Here is a 19,918-nt window from a genome sequence, read left to right as displayed (position 1 = left end):
CGACACACGGGAGTTGACACACCATGGCGGGCGAGGACAAGCTCCGCGACTACCTCAAGAAGGCCGTCGCCGATGCCCGTGAGGCACGCCGGCAGCTGCGGGACATCGAGGACAGGCGCCGCGAGCCGATCGCGATCGTGGGCATGGCCTGCCGCTATCCCGGCGGCGTCTCCTCGCCCGACGACCTCTGGCGCCTCGTGACCGACGGCACCGACGCCGTCGGCGGCTTCCCCGACAACCGGGGCTGGGACGTGGACGGCCTCTACGACCCGGACCCCGACCGCACCGGCACCTCGTACGCCCGCGAAGGCGGATTCCTCTACGACGCCGACCGCTTCGACCCGGCCTTCTTCGGGATGTCCCCGCGCGAGGCCATGGCGATCGACCCGCAGCAGAGGATGCTGCTGGAGACCGCGTGGGAGGCGTTCGAGCACGCCGGCATCGACGCCACCGCCCTGCGCGGCTCGGACACCGGCGTGTTCACCGGCCAGATGTACAACGACTACGGCTCACGCCCCCACCTGCCCCCGGAGGACTTCGAGGGCTACCTGTTCAGCGGCAGCGCCGGCAGCATCGCCGTCGGCCGGCTCTCCTACACGTACGGCTTCGAGGGCCCCGCGGTCTCCGTCGACACCGCCTGCTCGTCCTCGCTGGTCGCCCTGCACCTCGCGGTGAACGCCCTGCGCAACGGCGAGTGCTCCCTCGCCCTGGCCGGCGGCGTCACGGTGATGTCGACACCGGTGGCCTTCCTGGAGTTCTCCCGACTGCGCGGCCTGTCGCCCGACGGCCGGTGCAAGTCCTTCGGGGCCGGGGCCGATGGTGTCGCCTGGTCGGAGGGGGTCGGCGTACTGGTCGTCGAGCGTCTGTCGGACGCGGTGCGCAAGGGGCATCGGGTGCTGGCGGTCGTGCGGGGCAGCGCGGTCAACCAGGACGGTGCGTCGAATGGTCTGACGGCGCCGAACGGTCCGTCGCAGGAGCGGGTGATCCGGCAGGCGTTGGCGTCGGCCGGTCTGTCGGCGGCTGATGTGGATGCGGTGGAGGCGCACGGCACGGGCACGCGACTCGGTGACCCGATCGAGGCGCAGGCGCTGCTGGCAACGTACGGCCAGGATCGTGAACGTCCGCTGTTCCTCGGCTCGTTGAAGTCGAACATCGGGCATGCGCAGGCCGCCGCCGGTGTGGGCGGTGTGATCAAGATGGTGCAGGCGATACGGCACGGCGTGCTTCCTCGGACCCTGCACGCCGATGAGCCGTCGCCGTTCGTGGAGTGGGACACGGGGTCGGTCGAGCTGCTGACCGAGGCACGTGAATGGACAGCGCGGGACGGCGAACCGCGTCGCGCGGGCGTCTCCTCCTTCGGATTCGGCGGCACCAACGCCCACGTGATCATCGAGGAGGCCCCGGCCACCCCGCCCGCCGAGACCGAGACCACGGACGGGCGCACCCTGCCCGCGATGCCGTGGATCCTGTCGGCCCGCTCACCCCAGGCACTGACCGCCCAGGCCGAGCGGCTCCACGCCTTCGCCTCGGCCCCCGGCGCCCCCGACCCACTCGACATCGCCTACTCCCTGGCCACCACCCGCGCCGCCCTGCCGCACCGCACCGCGGTCGTCGGCGCCGGCCCCACCGAACTCCTCGACGGCCTGCACCACCTGACCCCGACCAACCCCTCAAGCGGTGGTCTGGCGGTGGTGTTCTCCGGTCAGGGTGCTCAGCGGGTGGGGATGGGTCGTGAGTTGTATGGGGCGTATCCGGTGTTTGCGGGGGCGCTGGATGAGGTGTGTGGGGTGCTGGATCCGTTGTTGGGCGGGTCGTTGAAGGGGGTGTTGTTCGAGGGGGAGGGCTCGCTGTTGAGCGAGACGGGGTGGACGCAGCCTGCCCTGTTCGCCTTCGAGGTGGCGTTGTTCCGGTTGGTGGAGTCGTGGGGTGTGCGGCCTGATTTTGTGGCTGGGCATTCGGTGGGGGAGTTGGTGGCTGCGCATGTGGCGGGGGTGATGGATCTTGGTGAGGCGGGTCGTTTGGTGGCGGCTCGTGCGGGGTTGATGCAGGCGTTGCCGTCCGGCGGTGTGATGGTCGCGGTGGAGGCGACGGAGGCGGAGGTGCTGGCCGCGATCGGTGATCGTGGTGATGCGGTGGGTGTGGCTGCGGTGAACGGCTCCTCTGCCGTGGTGCTGTCGGGTGCGGAGGACGCGGTCGAGGAGGTGCTCAGCTCGCTCTCGGGTAGGCGTGTGCGCAGGTTGGAGGTGTCGCATGCGTTTCATTCGCCGTTGATGGACGGGATGTTGGAGGAGTTCCGTTCGGTGGCGAAGGAAGTCCGCTACGACGCGCCCAGCCTGGGTGTCGTCTCGACGGTCACCGGCCGGTTGGCGCAGGGCGAGGATCTGCGGTCGGCGGACTACTGGGTCACCCAGGTCCGCGAGGCCGTCCGCTACGCCGACGCCGTCACCACTCTGGAGTCCGAGGGCGTCACCACGATCCTCGAACTCGGCCCAGGCGGTGTGCTCGCCGCCCTCGCCGCCCAGGCCGTCCGTGACGACGCCCTGACCGCCACGGTCGCCACCCGTGCCGGACGCCCCGAGCCGGAGACCCTGGTCGAAGCGCTCGGCACGCTGCATGCTTGCGGGGTGTCGGTGGACTGGGAGGCGTTCTTCGCCGGCACCGGTGCCCGCCGGGTCCCGTTGCCGACGTACGCCTTTCAGCAACAGCGCTATTGGCTCGACGAAGTGGCCGTCGACGGGACCCACGCGCGACCCGTCGCGCCCGCCGGGCGACCCGAAGTCCCGGAAGCGGCACCCCGGACGGTCCCCTTGGCCGAGCGGCTCGCCCCGCTGAGCGAGGCACAGCGGGAGCAGTACCTGCTGACCCTCGTCACGGAGCTGGTCGCGAAGGTGCTCAAGCACCCGGACACCTCGGCCGTTGTGCCCCACCGCCCGTTCCAGGAACTCGGCTTCGACTCCCTGACCGGCGTCGAACTGCGCAACCGGCTCGGCGGCGAGACCGGTCTCGCGCTGCCCGCCACCGTCGTCTTCGACCATCCGACGCCCGCCGCGCTCGCGACCTATGTGCGGACTCAGGCCGCCGCACCCGGCAGCGCGACCGAGGAACTGGAGCGCCTGGAGGCGTCCGTCGACGCCCTCGCGGCGAACGGCTCCGACCCCGCCGTCGCGGCGCGGCTGAGAGCACTGGCCGACCGTCTCGCGGGCCCGGCCGAGGCGCCGTCCGCCCCGGAGGCGGCAGACCTCACGGACGCGTCCGCGGACGAGATCTTCGACTTCATCGACACGCAGCTGGGCCGGGCCACGGACTGACGCCCCGCGCTCACCGTTCCCCCGCCCCGCACCATCACCCTTTCGGTACCGAGGAGAGACTGATTCCGCATGTCCGCTGACATGTCCCGCGCGCAGGAGCAGACCCAGACCGGGAAAGACCGGACCGGGCAGGACCAGACCAGGGAACAGAAGCTCGTCGACTACCTGAAGTGGGTCACCGCCGACCTTCAGAAGGCGCGCGAGCGCATCGAGACGCTGGAGTCGGCCGCCACCGAACCGGTCGCCATCGTGGGCATGGCCTGCCGCTTCCCCGGCGGCGTCGCCTCCCCGGACGACCTGTGGCGCCTCGCCGCCGAAGGCCGGGACGCCATCGGACCGTTCCCCACGGACCGCGGCTGGGACCTCGACGCGCTGTACAGCACCGACCGCGACGAGCCCGGCACGTCGTACACCCGGGAGGCCGGATTCCTCGACGGGGCAGCCCTGTTCGACGCCGACTTCTTCGGTGTCTCGCCCCGCGAGGCCCGCGCCATGGACCCCCAGCAGCGCGTTCTGCTGGAGACCGCGTGGGAGGCGTTCGAGGACGCCGGCATCGACCCCGCCACCCTGCGCGGCAGCCGTACGGCCGTGTTCGCCGGTGTCATCGAGCAGAGCTACCTCGGACTCGAAGGCCCCGCCGAGCTCGAGGGCCACCTCATGACCGGCAAGCTCAGCAGCGTGGCCTCCGGGCGCATCTCCTACACCTTCGGCCTCGAAGGCCCGGCCGTCTCGATCGACACCGCGTGCTCGTCCTCGCTGGTCGCCCTGCATCTCGCCGTGGAGTCGGTCCGCCGGGGCGAGTCCACCCTCGCCCTCGCCGGCGGCGCGACGATCACCGCGACCCCGGGCGGTTTCGTCGACTTCTCGCGCCAGGGCGGCCTCGCCCCCGACGGGCGGATCAAGTCCTTCGCGGAGGCCGCCGACGGCACGTCGTGGTCGGAGGGCGTGGGTCTGCTGGTGGTGGAGCGTCTGTCGGACGCGGTGCGCAAGGGGCATCGGGTGCTGGCGGTCGTGCGGGGCAGCGCGGTCAACCAGGATGGCGCGTCGAATGGTCTGACGGCGCCGAACGGTCCGTCGCAGGAGCGGGTGATCCGGCAGGCGTTGGCGTCGGCGGGTCTGTCGGCGGCGGATGTGGATGCGGTGGAGGCGCACGGCACGGGCACGCGGCTGGGCGACCCGATCGAGGCACAGGCACTGCTGGCGACATACGGCCAAGGCCGTGAACGTCCGCTGTTCCTCGGCTCGTTGAAGTCCAACATCGGCCACACCGTCGCCGCGGCCGGCGTGGGCGGCGTCATCAAGATGGTGCAGGCCATGCGGCACGGCGTGCTGCCCCGGACCCTGCACGTCGACCGGCCCACGCCCATGGTCGACTGGAGCTCCGGCGCGGTCGAGCTGCTGACCGAGGCACGCGAATGGCCCGCCCGGGCTGCGGCCCCGCGCCGCGCCGCCGTCTCGGCGTTCGGCGTGAGCGGCACCAACGCCCACGTGATCCTGGAGGAGGCCCCGGCAGCGGAGACCGCCGCCCCGGAGCCGCCGGAACGCTCCATCCCCGCCCTGCCCTGGTTCCTCTCCGCACCCGACGAGGACGCGCTGCGCGACCAGGCCCGGCGACTCCAGGACCACATGGCTGCCCACCCCGAGCAGTCCGCAACCGACCTCGCCTACTCCCTCGCGACAACCCGCACCCTGCACGACCGCCGCGCCGTCCTGACCGGCGCCGACCGCGACGACCTGGCCGACGCACTCCGGCAACTCAGCGAGACCCCCACGAGCCTCGCCGCCCCTGCCCGTCCCGGTGGTCTGGCGGTGGTGTTTTCCGGCCAGGGTGCTCAGCGGGTGGGGATGGGTCGTGAGTTGTATGGGGCGTTTCCGGTGTTTGCGGGGGCGCTGGATGAGGTGTGTGGGGTGCTGGATCCGTTGTTGGGCGGGTCGTTGAAGGGGGTGTTGTTCGAGGCTGATGAGTCGGTGTTGGGGGAGACGGGGTGGACGCAGCCTGCCCTGTTTGCGTTTGAGGTGGCGTTGTTCCGGTTGGTGGAGTCGTGGGGTGTGCGGCCTGATTTTGTGGCTGGGCATTCGGTGGGGGAGTTGGTGGCTGCTCATGTGGCGGGGGTGATGGATCTTGGTGAGGCGGGTCGTTTGGTGGCGGCTCGTGCGGGCCTGATGCAGGCGTTGCCCGCCGGGGGCGTGATGGTCGCGGTGGAGGCGACGGAGGCGGAGGTGCGGGCCGCGATCGGTGATCGTGGTGATGCGGTGGGTGTGGCTGCGGTGAACGGCCCGTCGGCGGTCGTGATCTCCGGGGTTGAGGGCGCGGTCGAGGAGGTTCTCGCCGGGCTGTCGGGTCGGCGTGTGCGTCGGCTTGAGGTGTCGCATGCGTTTCATTCGCCGTTGATGGACGGGATGTTGGAGGAGTTCCGTTCGGTGGCGAAGGAAGTCCGCTACGACGCGCCCAGCCTGGGTGTGGTCTCGACGGTCACCGGCCGGTTGGCGCAGGGCGAGGATCTGCGGTCCGCGGACTACTGGGTCACCCAGGTCCGCGAGGCCGTCCGCTACGCCGACGCCGTCACCACCCTCTACGACCACGGCATACGTACCCTCGTCGAGATCGGTCCCGGCGGCGTTCTCACCGCCCTCGCCCAGAGCGTCCTCGCCGACCGCGACGACATGACCGTCCAGGCCCTCCAGCGCTCCGACCGGTCCGAACCGGACGCCTTGGTCGCCGGCATCGGCACCCTGCACGCGCGCGGGGTGTCGGTGGACTGGGAGGCGTTCTTCGCCGGCACCGGTGCCCGCCGGGTCCCGTTGCCGACGTACGCCTTCCGGCAACAGCGGTACTGGGTCGACGCGCTCGCGGCCGGCGGCCGTGACGCCGACGGCTTCGGTCTGGACGGCACCGACCATCCCCTCATCGGCGCCGCGCTGTTCCCGGGGGACCGAGACGAGGCACTGTTCACGGCCCGTCTGTCGGCCCGTATGGATCCGCTGCTGGCCGCGCACGCCGTCGCCGGGGAGACCGTCGTGCCGAGCGCGGTCCTCGCCGAACTGGCCGTCCGGGCCGGCGACGAGACCGGCTGCACGTCGGTCGACGAACTGGTCGTGGAGACACCGCTGGTGCTGCCCGCCGCCGGTGCCCTGCACCTCCAGGTCCGCGTCGGCGAACCGGACGACACCGGTCGGCGCGTCCTCACCGTCCACGCCCGGCCCGACGACCCCGGCGCCTCCTGGACACGCCACGCGCACGGGCTGCTGAGCGACACGCCGCTCGTCCCGCCGGCGGAATCCGGGCCGACCGCACCGTGGCCACCGGCCGACGCCGAGTCCCTCGTAGGTGCCGAGTCCCTGAAGCCCCCCGCCACCCCGCGATCCACCACCCCATCCCCCCTCTACGACCGCTTCACCGCCGCCGACATCCACTACGGCCCCCCGTACCAAGGCCTGACCAGCGCCTGGCGTCGAGACGGTGACCTCTTCGCCGAGGTGACCCTGCCCTCCGACCAGCCCGCCTCCCGCCCCGAAGGCTTCGGCCTCCACCCGGCGCTGCTCGAAGCCGCCCTGCAACCCCTGTACGCCGCCCGACTGCCCGGTCGTCCGCACACCGTGACCAGGTGGCGCGGTCTGCGCCTGTACGCCACCGGCGCGGAAACCCTGCGCGTCCACCTCGCCCCGGTGCCCGACGCCGACGACACCTACGCGGTACGCCTGACCGACCCGGCCGGGCAGACCGTCGCGGTGGCCGACGCCGTGACCGTCGGCCCCGTCCGCGCCGACGCGCTGCGTGCCGCCCGCTCCCGCGACCGTGACGCCCTCCACCACGTCGAGTGGACGGCCCGGCCGCTGCCGTCGGCGGCCCTGAACTGGCGCACCCTCGGCTCCGCCACACACCCGGACGTGCCCGCCGTGACGGCCGCCGTGGCCGGGGGACCGATCGGTGCCGTACGTCTGGACCTGACCACCCCGGCCGGACAGTCCGCGCAGGACGCCGCACGGGACACCGTGGGCCGCGCCCTCGCCCACGCCCGGCAGTGGCTCGCCGAAGAAGCCTTGTCCGCAACGCCGTTGGTGGTCGTGACCCGCGGGGCCGTGGCGGTCGACGGCGAGGAGGACGTCACCGACCCCGCCGCCGCGGCGGCCTGGGGCCTGCTGCGCTCGGCGCAGTCGGAGGCGCCGGGGCGGATCGTCCTGGTGGATGCGGACTCCGACGTCGGCCCGGACGCGCTGTCCGCGGTGGTCGCCTCCGGGGAACCGCAGGCCGCGATCCGCGTGACCGGATCCGGCGGTGCCGCCCCCCGGATCCATGTGCCGCGTCTGCTGCGCACGCCCGTGCCGGAGCCGAAGGCCGACGGGACCACGGTCTGGGACCCTGCCGGTACCGTCCTGATCACCGGCGGCACCGGCTCGCTCGGCGCCCACTTCGCGCGCCACCTGGTCGCCCGTCATGGTGTGCGCCGGCTGCTGCTGGTCAGCAGGCGCGGTCCGGACGCCCCGGGTGCCGCGGAGCTGTGCTCCGAACTGTGTGCCCTCGGCGCGACCGTGACCGTGGCCGCCCTCGATGTCGCCGATCGCGCGGCCCTCGCGGACGTCCTCGCGGCGATCCCGGCCGAGCACCCGCTGCGCGGTGTCGTCCACACCGCGGGCGTCCTCGACGACGGTGTCATCGCCGCGCAGACGCCGCACCGGCTCGACGCCGTACTGCGGCCGAAGGCCGACGCCGCCTGGACGCTGCACGAGCTGACGCAGGACGCGGACCTGACGGCGTTCGTGCTCTTCTCGTCCGTGGCCGCCGCCATCGGCGGGCCCGGCCAGTCCACCTACGCCGCCGCCAACGCCCACCTGGACGCCCTCGCCGCGCACCGCGCCGCGTCGGGGCTGCCCGCCACGTCCATCGCCTGGGGCCTGTGGGAGCAGGCGACCGGGCTGACCGGCGGCCTCAGCGAGACGGACCTGAAGCGGATCGCCCGAAGCGGCTTCCGTACCGTTCCCGAGGAACTGGGCACCGCCCTGTTCGACCTCGCCCTGGACACCGGCCGGCCGTACCTCGTGGCCACCCCCTTCGACCTCCCGGTGCTGCGCCGGCAGCCGCAGGTTCCGGCACTGCTCAGGTCGTTGGTGCGGGTACCGGTCCGGGCGGTGGCACGCGGTGCGGACGAGGCCGGGCCCGCACTCGCCGACCGGCTCGCAGGGCTCGACGAGACGGAACAGCACGAGGTCGTCCTGGACGCCGTGGCGGCGGAGATCGCCCGGGTCCTCGGCCGTACCGACACCACCGGCACCGACCCCGAACGCCCCCTCCAGAGCAGCGGATTCGACTCTCTCACCTCGGTCGAACTGCGCAACCGGCTCGCCACGCTCACCGGCCTGCGACTGCCCGCCACCCTGGTCTTCGACCACCCGACGCCCCGTGCCCTGGCGACCTACCTGCGCACAGAACTCCTCGCGTCCGGGGACACCGCCACCCCCTCGGCGCGGATTCCCGCCCTCGACTACGCCGCCGACCTGGACCTGCCCGCCGACATCCGCCCGGCCGACGAGGTCGTCCGCACCGTCACCGACCCGGCCGACATCCTGGTCACCGGCGCCAGCGGGTTCCTCGGCGCGTTCCTGCTGCGCGACCTGATGCGCACCACGAACGCCCGCGTCCACTGCCTGGTCCGCGGCGCCGACGACCGGACGGCGTATCAGCGACTGCGCTCCAGCCTGACCTGGTACCGCGTCTGGGACGAGATCGACGAGAGCCGCCTGCGGGTGCTCGCCGGCGACCTGGCCGACGAACGGCTCGGCCTGACCGAGGAGCGGTTCGACGGCCTCGCCCGCAGCGTGGACGCGGTCTACCACGCGGGCGCCACCGTGCACTGGCTCCACCCCTACGAGGCACTGCGCGCCGCCAACGTCCACGGCACCCGGGAGATCCTGCGCCTGGCGGCCCGCCACCGCACGGTCCCGGTGCACTACATCTCCACGGTCGGTGTCTTCGACGGCCCGGTCACGCCGGGCGTCCCGCTGAAGGTGACCGACCCGACCGGCCCCGCCGAGCGGCTGCCCAGCGGCTACCTCCAGTCCAAGTGGGTCGCCGAGCAGCTCGTCGGGCTCGCCCGGGACCGGGGCCTGCCGGTGTCCGTGCACCGCGTCGACGTCATCTCCGGCGACACCCGCAACGGCGCCTGCCAGACCCGCGACTTCGTCTGGCTCAGCCTCAAGGGCCTCCTCCAGGCGCAGGCCGCGCCGGCCGGCGTCGACGGGCGCTTCCATCTGCTGCCCGTCGACTACGTCAGCGCCGCCATCGTCGGCATCTCGCGGCGCGAGCCGGCCGGCGGCACCTTCCACCTGTTCAACCGGACCTCGCTCAGCCTCGCGGACTGTGTGTCGTACCTGCGCGACCTCGGCTACCGGCTCGACGAGACGGGCCGCGACGAGTGGAGCGCCGCGGTGCGGTCCGACCGGGACAACGCCCTGCTGCCGCTGCTGCACGCCTTCGAGCTGATGACGTCCGACACCGACGGCTTCTACCCGCCCATCGACACGACCGAGACCGAGACGGCACTGGCCGACACGGACATCGTCTGCCCGCCCCTGACCCGCGAACTCTTCGGCAGATACGTCGACTTCTTCGTCCAGGAGGGGCACTTCCCGCCCGCCCCCTGACCGTGCGACCGACCCTTCCGGCACCACCGGCCGCCCGGCCGCTCCCCGCGAGCGGCCGGGCGGCCCGCCCCGTTTCCCACATCCGCGAATCCGAGGTACCGCCATGGGCGCCGCACAGGTGCGTTCGTTCTCCGAGATCGAGGCCGCCTTCGTCAAGTACGTCCAGCAGACCGTCTACTGCACGATGATCACCGTCGACCGCCGCAACCGGCCCCGGGCCCGGGTCGTCCAGCCCGTCTGGGAGACCGTCGACGAGCGCCCCGTCGGCTGGCTCGCGGTCTTCCGGACCCCCGTCAAGGCGGCACACCTGGCGAACAACCCCCATACGACGTACGCCTACTGGCACCCCTGCCAGGACGCGGTGTTCGTCGACAGCGTCTCGGCCTGGGTGGACGACCGGGACACCAAACTGCGCGGCTGGGAGCTGTACCGCCGCACCAGCCCTCCGGGCGTCGGCTACGACCCGCACCTCTACTGGAGCGGCGGCCCCGACAGCCCCGACTACCAGCTGCTGCGCATCGACCCCTGGCGCGTGCAGGTGGTGCGCGGCTCGGACCTGCGCAGCCGTATCTGGGCGGTCGACCCACCGGCCTGAGGGGCGGTGCCCATGGCCGCGCACGTCCGGATAGGTGCTACCCAGGGGGGCCGGGCCGGGTGGGACAATCCACGTCCGGGTTCCGACTGACCGAGCGATGGGCTGCCGGGGCATCGGGGAGGACGGAAAGGAACTGTCTGCATGATCCGGTGGGTGTCCCTCAGCGTCGAGGCAAGGCCCGTGCCCCGCCCCGTGGCCACGCCGTTGGTGTGGGCCACGGCCTTCGCCGGCGCTCTGCTCCTGGTGGCGGTGCACAACCTGCTCATAGGCCCGGACCGACCCGGATTCGCCCTGGCCGGGCTGTCCCTGCTGGCCGCCCTGCTGGGACTGTGCGCCCGCTTCACCGCGGCCCCGGGCACGGCGCTGCTGTGCTGGCTGTTCCTCAACGGCTTCGCGATCCCGCCCGCGGGCACCCTCACCTGGACCGGCTCCCGCGACACCGTCTGGCTCGCCTGCCTGTTCACCGCGAGCCTCGTCGGCACGATCCTGGCGAGGATCGTCCACGCCCGCGCCGCCTACCGCCGCGTCACCGCGGGCACGGCGACGCCGACGGCGGGCTCACGCGACTGGCGCGACACCTTCTGACGGGCACCGACGTACTAGCATCGGGACCAGGAACGAGCGGCCGACCGTCGGCCGGTGCGCCGGAGCCGGTCTCCAACTGCCCTTGTGGCCGCCGATGTTCGCCGTCCACGAGGAGGCCGTCCCTTGGAACCCGTCACGCTGATCACCGGCGGTTCGACCGGCATCGGCGCAGCCACCGCCCGCGCCCTGCTCAAGCAGGGGCACCGCGTGGCCGTCACCGGCCGCAGCGCCGACCGGCTGGCCGCGTTCGCCGCGACCGCCGGTGCGGGAGAGCGGCTGATGACGCTCACCGGTGACAGCAGCGACGAGCACCATCTCGCCTCGGCCGTACGGGAGATCGTGGGCGCGTGGGGCCGGCTGGACCACGTCGTCGCCAACGCCGGGTTCTCGCTGCCCGGCAACCTGGAGAACCACGAGCCCGAGGCGATGCGCTCCATGGTCCTCACGAACGTCCTCGGGCCCGCCCTGCTGGTCCGGGAGACGCTGCCCCATCTGCGGGAGTCCAAGGGCCGGATCGTGCTCGTCGGTTCGGTCGCGGGCGTCCGGAACACCCCGGGCAACCTGTACTCGGTCACCAAGTGGGCCGTGCACGCCCTGGCCGAGAACACCCGGCTGCTGGTCTCCAAGGACGGGGTCGGCGTCACCCTGGTCGCCCCCGGCGTCGTGGACACCCCGTTCTGGAACGAGCGCGGTGGTGTCCCCGAGGCGGCGCCCGCGATGACCGCCGAGCAGATCGCGGACGTGATCGTCTTCGCCATCAACCAGCCCGAGGGCGTGGACATCAACCAGCTCACGATGCGACCGGCCGGTCAGGTCAACTGACCGGCCGAGGCCGGGTCACAGCACGAACGTCGTGCCGTTCCTGCCCAGCAGGTACCCCATCTGTAAGCGGTTGCGGGCGCCCAGTTCCTGTTTCATGGACGCGATGTGCGTCTGGAGCGACCGCTCGCTGATGCCGAGCCGACGGGCTATCTGCTTGTCCGGATAGCCCTCGATCAGCAGGCGTTTGATGGACGTGCGGATCGCGGGGATGACCTCGTCCGCGGCCTTCGCCGCGTGGTGCGGCACGAAGGGGAAGGGCTGGGCCCGGTCCCACGATCTGTCGAAGGTGTCGCGGAGGAATCGCACGACGGCCGGCTCCCGCACCGCCGCCGCGGAAGTGCGGTCCTCGTTCGCGGCTATGAAGGCGACGTCGTCCACGATGACGAGCCGGTCGAAGAACTCGTCCAGGGTACGGACCGATGCGCCGAGTCTGGTCACCTCGCGCACGTATTCCTTGGTCGCCTCATCGAAACGCGTACTGTGTTGATAAAGTGTCCGCATTGCGACACCCGCAGATATATGCCGCCGCACGCTTTCCAGAGCGTCTTTCAGAACTCCACTCGGGCGGGAACCGTCCGGCTGTGCGGTAAGGATTTCCCGAGTGGCTCCCGAAAGAGCTTCGTTGATTGCCTCGGAGATATCGGTCAGGCCGTGGATGTAGCGGATGTCTGAACGCTGACCGCTGTCTTCCGGCAATGTGCTGTTCAACCGGCAGACGTGTTCATCTGCGAGTCGGCTCAGTTCTGCGAGATGCTCGACCATTCCGCGGAAGAACTTTTGCGGCTCCGCCGAGTTACTCGCCGGCGCCGCGAGACGGCGGTTGGTTTGGCCGTTTTTATCATCTTCCGAGTCGTTTGCGTCCTTCACTCTTCCCCCTGGTTATGCCCGTTTTGCATAGATATGGACCATGCGGTTTCCGGTACTGCGGAAACCCGAACCATCTTAGTGCTTTGCCCGCCGGGCGCGGTCGCGAAATATTGGAGGCACCGAAAGGTCTCTGGGGGGAGAGATCCGGTTCCAACTCCCTTCCAGCATGGCAATCTGCAAGGGGAGTCTGGTTTTCATGCTTCAGGATCAGCGATTTTTCGCTCGCGCCGCCCGTGCCGTGTTTCGCGGCAACGTCGCCGGCGCGGTCGTCGCGATAACCCTCGGACTCGGCCTGCCGGCGGCAGCCGTTGTCGCGGGGCCCACGGCCGAAGGCGCCGGTTCGACTTCTGTGTACGCCGGGGACGTCGGCTGGAACGGGCCGAAGCCGGGTACGGCCGCCTGACCGATTTCCGTCGAGCGGGACATCTCCGCGTCAGAGTCAGATTCGAGGAATTTCTGTGTCTTATCGAGTCCTGGTGGTGCAGCCGGCGTTCTCCGCGAACGCCTACGTCGTACATGCCCGTTCCCTCGGCTGGGACGTCGTGGTGGCCTCCCATGAGAACGAGGGCCGCAGAGTCGCCGACGCCGTGCGCTCGCTGGCCACGGAGATACTCACGGTGGACACCAATGACAACGCTGCCCTGGAGGCGGCCGTCGAGCGTGCCCACGGGCGGAACCCCATCCACGCCGTCGTCGCCGGCGGCGAGTACTACGTGCCGGCCGCCGCACGGCTGTCGGCCCTCCTCGGGCTGTCCGGCCTGGACCTCGACGCCGTCGACAAGGTCCGCCACAAGGCGAGCATGCGCGAGGCGGTGGCCGCGGCCGGACTTGAGGTTCCGAAGTTCATCGTGGTCGGCGATCCGAAGGAGATCGACGACGCCTGCGCGTACGTGGGCTTCCCCGCCGTCATCAAGCCGGTCGACTCCGGCGGCAGCGTCCATGTGTCCCGCGTCGACACCGTCGAGGAGGCGCGCGCCGCGCTGGCCGCGATGCACGCCGAGGAGGGCCTCGAGTTCGACCGGGCGCTGACCACCGACGCGATCCTCGAACAGTACGTGCCCGGCGCGGAGTACAGCGCCGACGGCTATGTGCACGACGGCGAGGTCGTCGTCGTGGCCGTCACCCGCAAACTGCTCGGCCCCGAGCCCCGGTTCCTGGAGCTCGGACACCTCACCCCGGCCCCGGTCGACGACGGCGCCCGCGACGCGATGGCCTCGTACGCCACCGACGTCGTCAGGGCCGTCGGGATCACGGCGGGGCCGTTCCACTGCGAGCTGCGCCTCGACGAGGGCCGCCCGGTCCTCATGGAGGTCGCCGCGCGGCTGCCCGGGGACAAGATCACCGAACTCATGGAGATGGCCACCGGCCTCGTGCTGCCCGGCCGGGTCCTCGCGGACCTCACCGGCGCCGACCCGGTGAGCGCGCAGGCGCATCGCGAGCCCGCCGCCAAGGCCGCCGGAATCCGCTTCCTGACCGCGGGCGGAGCCGGTTCGTACGCACGGCTCGACGGCTGGGAGGAACTGACGGCCGAGCCGTGGGTCGTCGCGAGCCCCGTCCTCATCGAGCCGGGTGCCGGGATCAAGACGGACGAGGCGGACTACAGCTGCCGGGTCGCCGCCGTCGTGTTCATCGCGGACTCCCCCGAAGAGGCCCACGAACGCTGGTCCGAGATCGGTGACCGGGTGCGCGTTCTCGGCGCCTGAACTGAAAGGGAACACTCAACATGGACGCTCTGCGCTTTCACTGGTGCTCGCCGCCCGACACGGGGCAGTCGACGCCGACCGACACGTACAAGATCGGCAAGCTCGACATGGGCGAGGTCGTCGACTTCGTCCAGGAGGCCGAGGAACTCGGCGTCGACAGCCTGCTGTTCGGCATCTCCAACTACCTGCCCGACCCGCTGCCGGTGCTCGGCGCGCTCTCGCAGGTGACCGAACGCGTCAAGTTCATGCTCGCCTACCGTCCCGGCCTGATGTCGCCGACCCTGTTCGCGCAGGTCGTCAACACGCTGTCCTGGATGTCGGACGGACGCATCTCGCTCAACATCGTCTCCGGCATCTCCCCCGCGGAGCAGGCCGGTTACGGCGACTTCCTCAGCCACGACGAGCGCTACGCGCGCTGCAACGAGTTCCTCGAGGTCATCCGCGGCCTCTGGGAGGGCGAGTCGCCGCTGAGCTACGACGGCCACCACTACACCGTCAAGGACGCGGCGCTGGGCCTCGGCCACAAGGACGGCGGCAGGCCCGAGATCTACATCAGCGGTGCCTCCGCCGTGGCCCAGCAGACGGCGCTGGCCTCCGGCGACTGCTGGCTGCGCTACGGCGACACCCCCGAGGGGATCGCCGAGGCGGCCCGGCCCCTGATCGACAAGGGCTGCCGGGTGGGCACCCGGATGCATGTGCTGGCCCGGCCCACCCGCGAGGAAGCGGTGGCGGAGCTCGCCCACCTCATGCGCAACCCGGACGAGGACCACGCCGCGTGGATCCGCCAGTGGGTGAACACCACCGACTCCGAGGCGGTGAAGTCCTCCTACAAGCTCGCCGACGAAGCGGCCGACGAGTGGCTGTCGCCGTACATCTGGACCGGCGCCGTCGCCTACCGCGGCGGCCCGGCGCTGTGCATCGTCGGCAGCTTCGAGGAAGTGGCGACGTACATCCACAGCTACAAGGCCGCGGGCATCAGCGAGTTCATCTTCTCCGGCTGGCCGACCCGCGACGAGATGCGGAACTTCTTCACCAACGTCGAGCCGCTGATCCGGCGCCTCGAAGAGCAGTCGTCATGAGCGAGCACGGTGAGCGGGAGCTGCTGCTCGTCGGCGTCGGGATGATGGGCCGCCCGTACGTGGCGGCCGCCCGGCGACTCGGCCTGCGGGTGCGCGCCATCGAGGCGCGGGACTGGGCCGGCGCGATCGAGGACCTGGTCGACGCCGTCGAGCCGAGCGGGGGCAGGTACGGCTCGCTGGACGAGCTGTGGGCCGAGACCGTCCACGCGGCCGCGCTGGAGAGCCGGCCGGACGGGATCCTCGCGTTCACCGAGTCGCACGTCCTCGGCGCCGCCATGGCCCAGGACCGCTTCGCACTGCCCGGACCGTCCCTCCAAGCGGCCGTCGTCTCCCGGAACAAGGCACTCCAGCGAGGACGCTTCCGCGCCCACGGCATCGGCCAGCCCGAGTACCTCCTGACCGACGACCTGCCGGCCTCGGCCGAGTGGGCCGGCGCCCGGCTGCCCGTGGTGGTGAAGCCGCTGTCGTCGGCCGGCAGCGCCGGCGTCGAACTGGTGGCCGACGCGGCCGCCTTCGACGATGCCGCACACCGCCGGGCCGCGGAACGGCCGCTGCTGGTGGAGAGCGCGCTGGAGGGACCCGAGTACAGCTGGGAGGCCCTGGTCCGGGACGGCGAGATCTGGTTCGCGAACCTGACCGCCAAGACCACCACGGGCCCGCCCCGCTTCATCGAGCTCGCCCACCGGGTCGCGGCGCCCCTGCCGGCGGCGGACGCCGAACGGGTCGCCGAACTCGGCCGCTCGGTCCTGACCGCCATCGGGATGCGCACCGGAATCGTCCACCTGGAGTTCCGGCTGACGAGTGCGGGGCCGGCCGTGATGGAGGTGGCGGTCCGCACGCCCGGCGACCACATCATGGAGCTCTGCTCCCTGGCGTACGGGATCGACTGGCACGAGATGGTCGTGCGGCTCGCCGTCGGCGCCGAACTGCCACCGCCGCCGCAGGGGCCGGTACGGCACGCCGCCAGCCTCTTCTTGGTCTCCGACCCCGGCGAGGTCATCGCCCTGGACGGGCTGGACGAGGTCCGGGAGCACCCCGCCGTCGTGGACGCCGCGTTCAGGGTGGCGGTCGGCGACACCGTCGGCCCCGCTTCCTCGTCACTCCAGCGGACCGCGTACGCGGTGCTCGCCGCCGACTCGCCCCAGGAGCTGGAAGAAGCAATCGAGTTCACCCGGCGAACCCTGTCGATCAAGACGGTTCCCGCGGCGACGGAGGAGTGACCCGTGCACATTGTTGTCGTCAACCGCTGGCCCAGGTTCCCCGACGGACAGCGCTGGGACTTCTCCCTCGGCCGCTTCGAGGAACTCATCGACCATGAGCGGCACCGCGTCAGCTACGTGGTCGACCCGGTCGGCGCCACCGGCGTCCTCGCGGACCCCGCGCACATCGCCGCGCTCGTCGAGGTCGGCGACGTCAACGACTTCGACGCGCTGTGCGGAGCGGTCCGGGGGGTCGCGGACGAGGTCGGTCCGGTCGACCGGCTCATCGCCGTCTCCGAGTTCACGCTCGGCATCGCGGCCGAGGTGCGCGAGGCGCTCGGCATTCCCGGCCCGCGCCCCGAGGACGTCGCGGTCTACCGCAACAAGCTGAGGATGAAGGAACTGGTCGCGGAAGCCGGCGTCCGGGTACCCCGGTTCGCCTCCTGCGACGGTGCCGATTCCGCGGTGGACTTCGCCCGTACGACCGGGTTCCCGCTGATCCTCAAGCCGGTGTCCGGCGCGGCCAGCATGGGAGTGCACCGCGTCGACGACGAAGGCACGCTTTCGAAGCTGCTGGAGCAGATCGACACCGACGACTACGAACTCGAGGAGTTCATCGAGGGGTCCATCTTCCACGTGGACGGATTCGCGGGCGAGGACGCCGGCATCCCGTTCATGGCGGTGTCCCGCTACATCAACGACTGCCTCGCCTTCGAGGCCGGCGGACAGCCGCTCGGTTCGGTCGTCGTCCAGGAATCCCCGCTGCGCGGCCGCATCGAGGAATTCGCCCGGCGCTGCGTGTCCGCCCTCGGCATGACTTCCATGCCGTTCCACCTCGAACTCTTCGTCACGGCCGACGAGGACCTCGTCTTCCTGGAGATCGCGGGCCGTATCGGCGGGGCCGAGGTGCCGTATCTCACGGAGAAACTCTTCGGGGTCAACCTCTTCGAGGTCTGGCTGGACGCCCTCTGCGAGGGACGGGTGACGCTTCCGCCGATGCCGGATGACCCCTCGGGCGGCTGGCTCATCATTCCGAAGCCCGGCGGTCTCCCCGCGAAGGTCGTCACCTCGACTCCGATGAGCGACGAATTCCCCACGGTATGGCGCGAGTTGGTGCCGAGCCCCGGAGAAGTGCTCCAGCCGGGCGGCAGCTATGACGCGGTGCACAGCGGGCGGTTCATCCTGACCGGCGACGAGGCGGCCGTGGAGGCGGACATTCGCAAGATCATCGCTGGATTCCGCATCGAGACCGTTCCGGTGCCGGAGTGAGCCGTCTCGCGCCGGGCCCCGGCCGGCCGAGCAAAAGGGAGCGACCGAAGTCATGACCAAGGGATCAGCGCTGCACCAAAGGCTTTTCGCCTGCGGTGTCCTCCTCGGAATCGTCGCAGAGCAGATGGTGTTGTTCGCCGTTCCTCTGCTGATCTTCCAGGACACCGAAGAGGTGTCCGCCCTCGGATTCGCCTATGCCATCGAGTGGCTGCCCGCCCTGCTGGCGTATCCGTTCGCGGGCCTCCTCGCCGACCGGGACGGCGGCTCACGGCTGTTCTCCGTCGTCACCGCCGGCCGAGGTGTCGTCCTGACGGGCGCCCTCATCGGCTGCCTGGCCGCACCTTCGCTGCTGACACCGATCCTGATGACCTCCGGGGCGCTGCTGTCCCTGCTGATGGCGCCGGTCCGGATGTCCGTCGAGAAGGTGGTGCCGCAGCTCGCCAAGGGCACCGAACTGGCCAAGATCCAGGGCCTGGTGCAGAGCATGGAGGTGTCGGCGATGGCCGTCGGCCCCGCCCTCGCCATGCTCGGCGTGGCCTTCATCGACAAGGTCTGGCTGCTGGGCGGCGCCGCGGCGATCTTCTTCGCGGGGGCGGCCTGCTGGCTGCCGCTGCCGCGCGGGCTGCGCTCGCCCGGCAGCGGCGGAGCGCGCGAGATCCTCGCCGAACTCCGCCTGGGCTGGTCTCTGCTGGCCGGCAGCAGGCCGCTGGTCCTGCTGGCCTCGCTGAACTTCTCGATCAACCTGGTCTTCGCCACGGTGCTCGCCGCGAACGCAGCACTCGTCACGGGCGTGTTCCACGCCCCCGAATCGTCGTTCGCCCTGCTCAACATCTGCATCGGCGTACTCGGAATCGTCAATCTCCTGGTGATTCCGCTGGTGCTGCGCCGGGTCGACGTGCGGATGCTCGGAGTCTTCGGCCTCGCCCTTCTCTGCGCCTGCCTGCTGCTCATCGGGTTCGCCGACTCCATGCTGCTGTACGCCCCGGCGTTCGTGGCGGCCATGGTCGGCGTGACGTACTTCAACGTCTTCAACCGCACGCAGCGGATCAAGGTCCTGCCGGAGGAGCACCTGGGAAAGGTGATGGGGCCCTTCTATCTGCTCAACATGATGGCCCTGCCGATCGCCGGTCTTCTCGTGGCCGGCTCCGGGAACGACGTGAGCCCGCAACGGCTCGTCCTCGTGCTCGCGATCGCTCTCACCGGATTCGGCGCGATCATGCTGCCTCTGACGGTACGTGCTTTCGGCCTCGCAATAGCCGCGCGGGAGGAAACTCTCGTGGGCGCCACCGCAGAATAACCGGGGGATTTCATGGACGTAGGTTCTGCACGGTTCAGCGAACTCTTCGGCTCTTTCCCCACTCCCATTGCGATCGTCACCGCGATGGACGGAGAAGGGCAGCCGTTCGGATTCACCAGCAACGCGGTGTGCGCGGTCTCGGCGGCTGATCCGTCACTGCTCATCTCCGTGGGCAAGGGCTCCCGGACGCTCCCGGCGATCATGTCGTCGCAGGCGTTCGCGGTGAACTTCCTCGCCACGTCCGGCCAGGTCGCCTCGCAGGTCTTCGCGAGCAAGGCCACGGACAAGTTCGCGAACACGCGGTGGCGGCCCTCCGCCGTCGCCCAAGGCGCGCCACTGCTCGTCGACATCGCCCTCAGCTATGCGGAATGCAAAGTCGAGAACGCGATCGAGGTGGGCGACCACTGGCTCTTCATAGCCCGGGTGGAAGGCACCGCGGTCTTCCCCCGTGAACCACTGCTCTACCGTCGGGGCGACTACGGATTCTGGTCGCCGCAGAATATCGATGCAGCAGAATTGTCGGCCGTCCGATAACGCGCCGGCCACACCTGTCGA

The 19,918-nt window shown here is 70.9% G+C and carries 12 protein-coding genes and 1 pseudogene; 12 read left to right on the top strand and 1 reads right to left on the bottom strand.

The annotated features are described in order from the left end of the window. Positions 1–23 precede the first annotated feature (23 nt). From CP983_RS10930 to CP983_RS10910, 5 genes and pseudogenes are all read left to right on the top strand, one after another. Positions 24–3,308: pseudogene (locus CP983_RS10930) on the top strand (type I polyketide synthase); the annotation flags it as partial. Positions 3,309–3,377: 69 nt separating this feature from the next. Next, positions 3,378–9,947, top strand: coding sequence for a type I polyketide synthase (locus tag CP983_RS10925; RefSeq protein ID WP_150499464.1), 6,570 nt, complete (start codon positions 3,378–3,380; stop codon positions 9,945–9,947). Positions 9,948–10,050: 103 nt separating this feature from the next. Continuing rightward, positions 10,051–10,542 carry a pyridoxamine 5'-phosphate oxidase family protein gene (locus tag CP983_RS10920; protein WP_125525553.1) on the top strand — a complete coding sequence of 164 codons (492 nt, stop codon included), beginning with the start codon at positions 10,051–10,053 and terminating at the stop codon, positions 10,540–10,542. 141 nt (positions 10,543–10,683) lie between these two features. Further along, the gene (locus tag CP983_RS10915; RefSeq protein WP_107907558.1) at positions 10,684–11,127 is read left to right on the top strand and encodes a hypothetical protein; all 444 of its coding nucleotides are present in this window, start codon (positions 10,684–10,686) and stop codon (positions 11,125–11,127) included. Between the two features lie 123 nt (positions 11,128–11,250). Continuing rightward, a complete protein-coding gene (locus CP983_RS10910) occupies positions 11,251–11,949 on the top strand; it encodes an SDR family oxidoreductase (protein WP_150499463.1) in 699 nt (232 codons plus the stop codon). 15 nt (positions 11,950–11,964) lie between these two features. Here CP983_RS10910 and CP983_RS10905 read toward each other — a convergent pair whose 3' ends face one another. Next, positions 11,965–12,816: a helix-turn-helix transcriptional regulator gene (locus CP983_RS10905; protein WP_150499462.1), complete on the bottom strand. Its 852-nt coding sequence runs from the start codon at positions 12,814–12,816 to the stop codon at positions 11,965–11,967. 166 nt (positions 12,817–12,982) lie between these two features. Here CP983_RS10905 and CP983_RS10900 point away from each other — a divergent pair, with 166 nt between their 5' ends. Genes CP983_RS10900 through CP983_RS10870 form a run of 7 tightly spaced genes read left to right on the top strand, consistent with a single transcriptional unit; the run spans position 12,983 to position 19,897 of the window. Further along, on the top strand, positions 12,983–13,219 hold the full coding sequence (locus tag CP983_RS10900; protein WP_150499461.1) for a hypothetical protein: 237 nt from the start codon (positions 12,983–12,985) through the stop codon (positions 13,217–13,219). 55 nt (positions 13,220–13,274) lie between these two features. Continuing rightward, positions 13,275–14,519 (top strand): ATP-grasp domain-containing protein, encoded by a 1,245-nt coding sequence (locus CP983_RS10895; RefSeq protein WP_125525549.1) that lies wholly within the window; start codon positions 13,275–13,277, stop codon positions 14,517–14,519. 20 nt (positions 14,520–14,539) lie between these two features. After that, positions 14,540–15,598 carry an LLM class flavin-dependent oxidoreductase gene (locus tag CP983_RS10890; protein WP_150499460.1) on the top strand — a complete coding sequence of 353 codons (1,059 nt, stop codon included), beginning with the start codon at positions 14,540–14,542 and terminating at the stop codon, positions 15,596–15,598. Further along, a complete protein-coding gene (locus CP983_RS10885; RefSeq protein WP_150499459.1) occupies positions 15,595–16,818 on the top strand; it encodes an ATP-grasp domain-containing protein in 1,224 nt (407 codons plus the stop codon). The genes CP983_RS10890 and CP983_RS10885 overlap by 4 nt, the downstream gene beginning before the upstream one ends. A 3-nt stretch (positions 16,819–16,821) precedes the next feature. After that, positions 16,822–18,066, top strand: coding sequence for an ATP-grasp domain-containing protein (locus CP983_RS10880; protein ID WP_107907564.1), 1,245 nt, complete (start codon positions 16,822–16,824; stop codon positions 18,064–18,066). 52 nt (positions 18,067–18,118) lie between these two features. Further along, positions 18,119–19,363: an MFS transporter gene (locus CP983_RS10875; protein ID WP_150499458.1), complete on the top strand. Its 1,245-nt coding sequence runs from the start codon at positions 18,119–18,121 to the stop codon at positions 19,361–19,363. A 12-nt stretch (positions 19,364–19,375) separates the two neighbouring features. Beyond that, entirely contained in the window at positions 19,376–19,897 is a 522-nt protein-coding gene (locus CP983_RS10870; protein ID WP_107907566.1) for a flavin reductase family protein, read from the top strand. Positions 19,898–19,918 lie beyond the last annotated feature (21 nt).

It is taken from the genome of Streptomyces chartreusis, from assembly GCF_008704715.1.
GTDB classification, from domain to species: Bacteria; Actinomycetota; Actinomycetes; order Streptomycetales; family Streptomycetaceae; genus Streptomyces; species Streptomyces chartreusis.
The sequence above is the reverse complement of the archived record's forward strand: the minus strand, read 5'-3'. Positions and strand labels throughout refer to the sequence as shown.

What these genes read in the sequence shown, in the direction of transcription:
- CP983_RS10925 (WP_150499464.1), top strand. Translation starts at nt 3,378, where the DNA reads ATGTCCGCTGACATGTCCCGCGCGCAGGAGCAGACCCAGACCGGGAAA.
- CP983_RS10920 (WP_125525553.1), top strand. Translation starts at nt 10,051, where the DNA reads ATGGGCGCCGCACAGGTGCGTTCGTTCTCCGAGATCGAGGCCGCCTTC.
- CP983_RS10915 (WP_107907558.1), top strand. Translation starts at nt 10,684, where the DNA reads ATGATCCGGTGGGTGTCCCTCAGCGTCGAGGCAAGGCCCGTGCCCCGC.
- CP983_RS10900 (WP_150499461.1), top strand. Translation starts at nt 12,983, where the DNA reads ATGGCAATCTGCAAGGGGAGTCTGGTTTTCATGCTTCAGGATCAGCGA.
- CP983_RS10890 (WP_150499460.1), top strand. Translation starts at nt 14,540, where the DNA reads ATGGACGCTCTGCGCTTTCACTGGTGCTCGCCGCCCGACACGGGGCAG.
- CP983_RS10885 (WP_150499459.1), top strand. Translation starts at nt 15,595, where the DNA reads ATGAGCGAGCACGGTGAGCGGGAGCTGCTGCTCGTCGGCGTCGGGATG.
- CP983_RS10875 (WP_150499458.1), top strand. Translation starts at nt 18,119, where the DNA reads ATGACCAAGGGATCAGCGCTGCACCAAAGGCTTTTCGCCTGCGGTGTC.
- CP983_RS10870 (WP_107907566.1), top strand. Translation starts at nt 19,376, where the DNA reads ATGGACGTAGGTTCTGCACGGTTCAGCGAACTCTTCGGCTCTTTCCCC.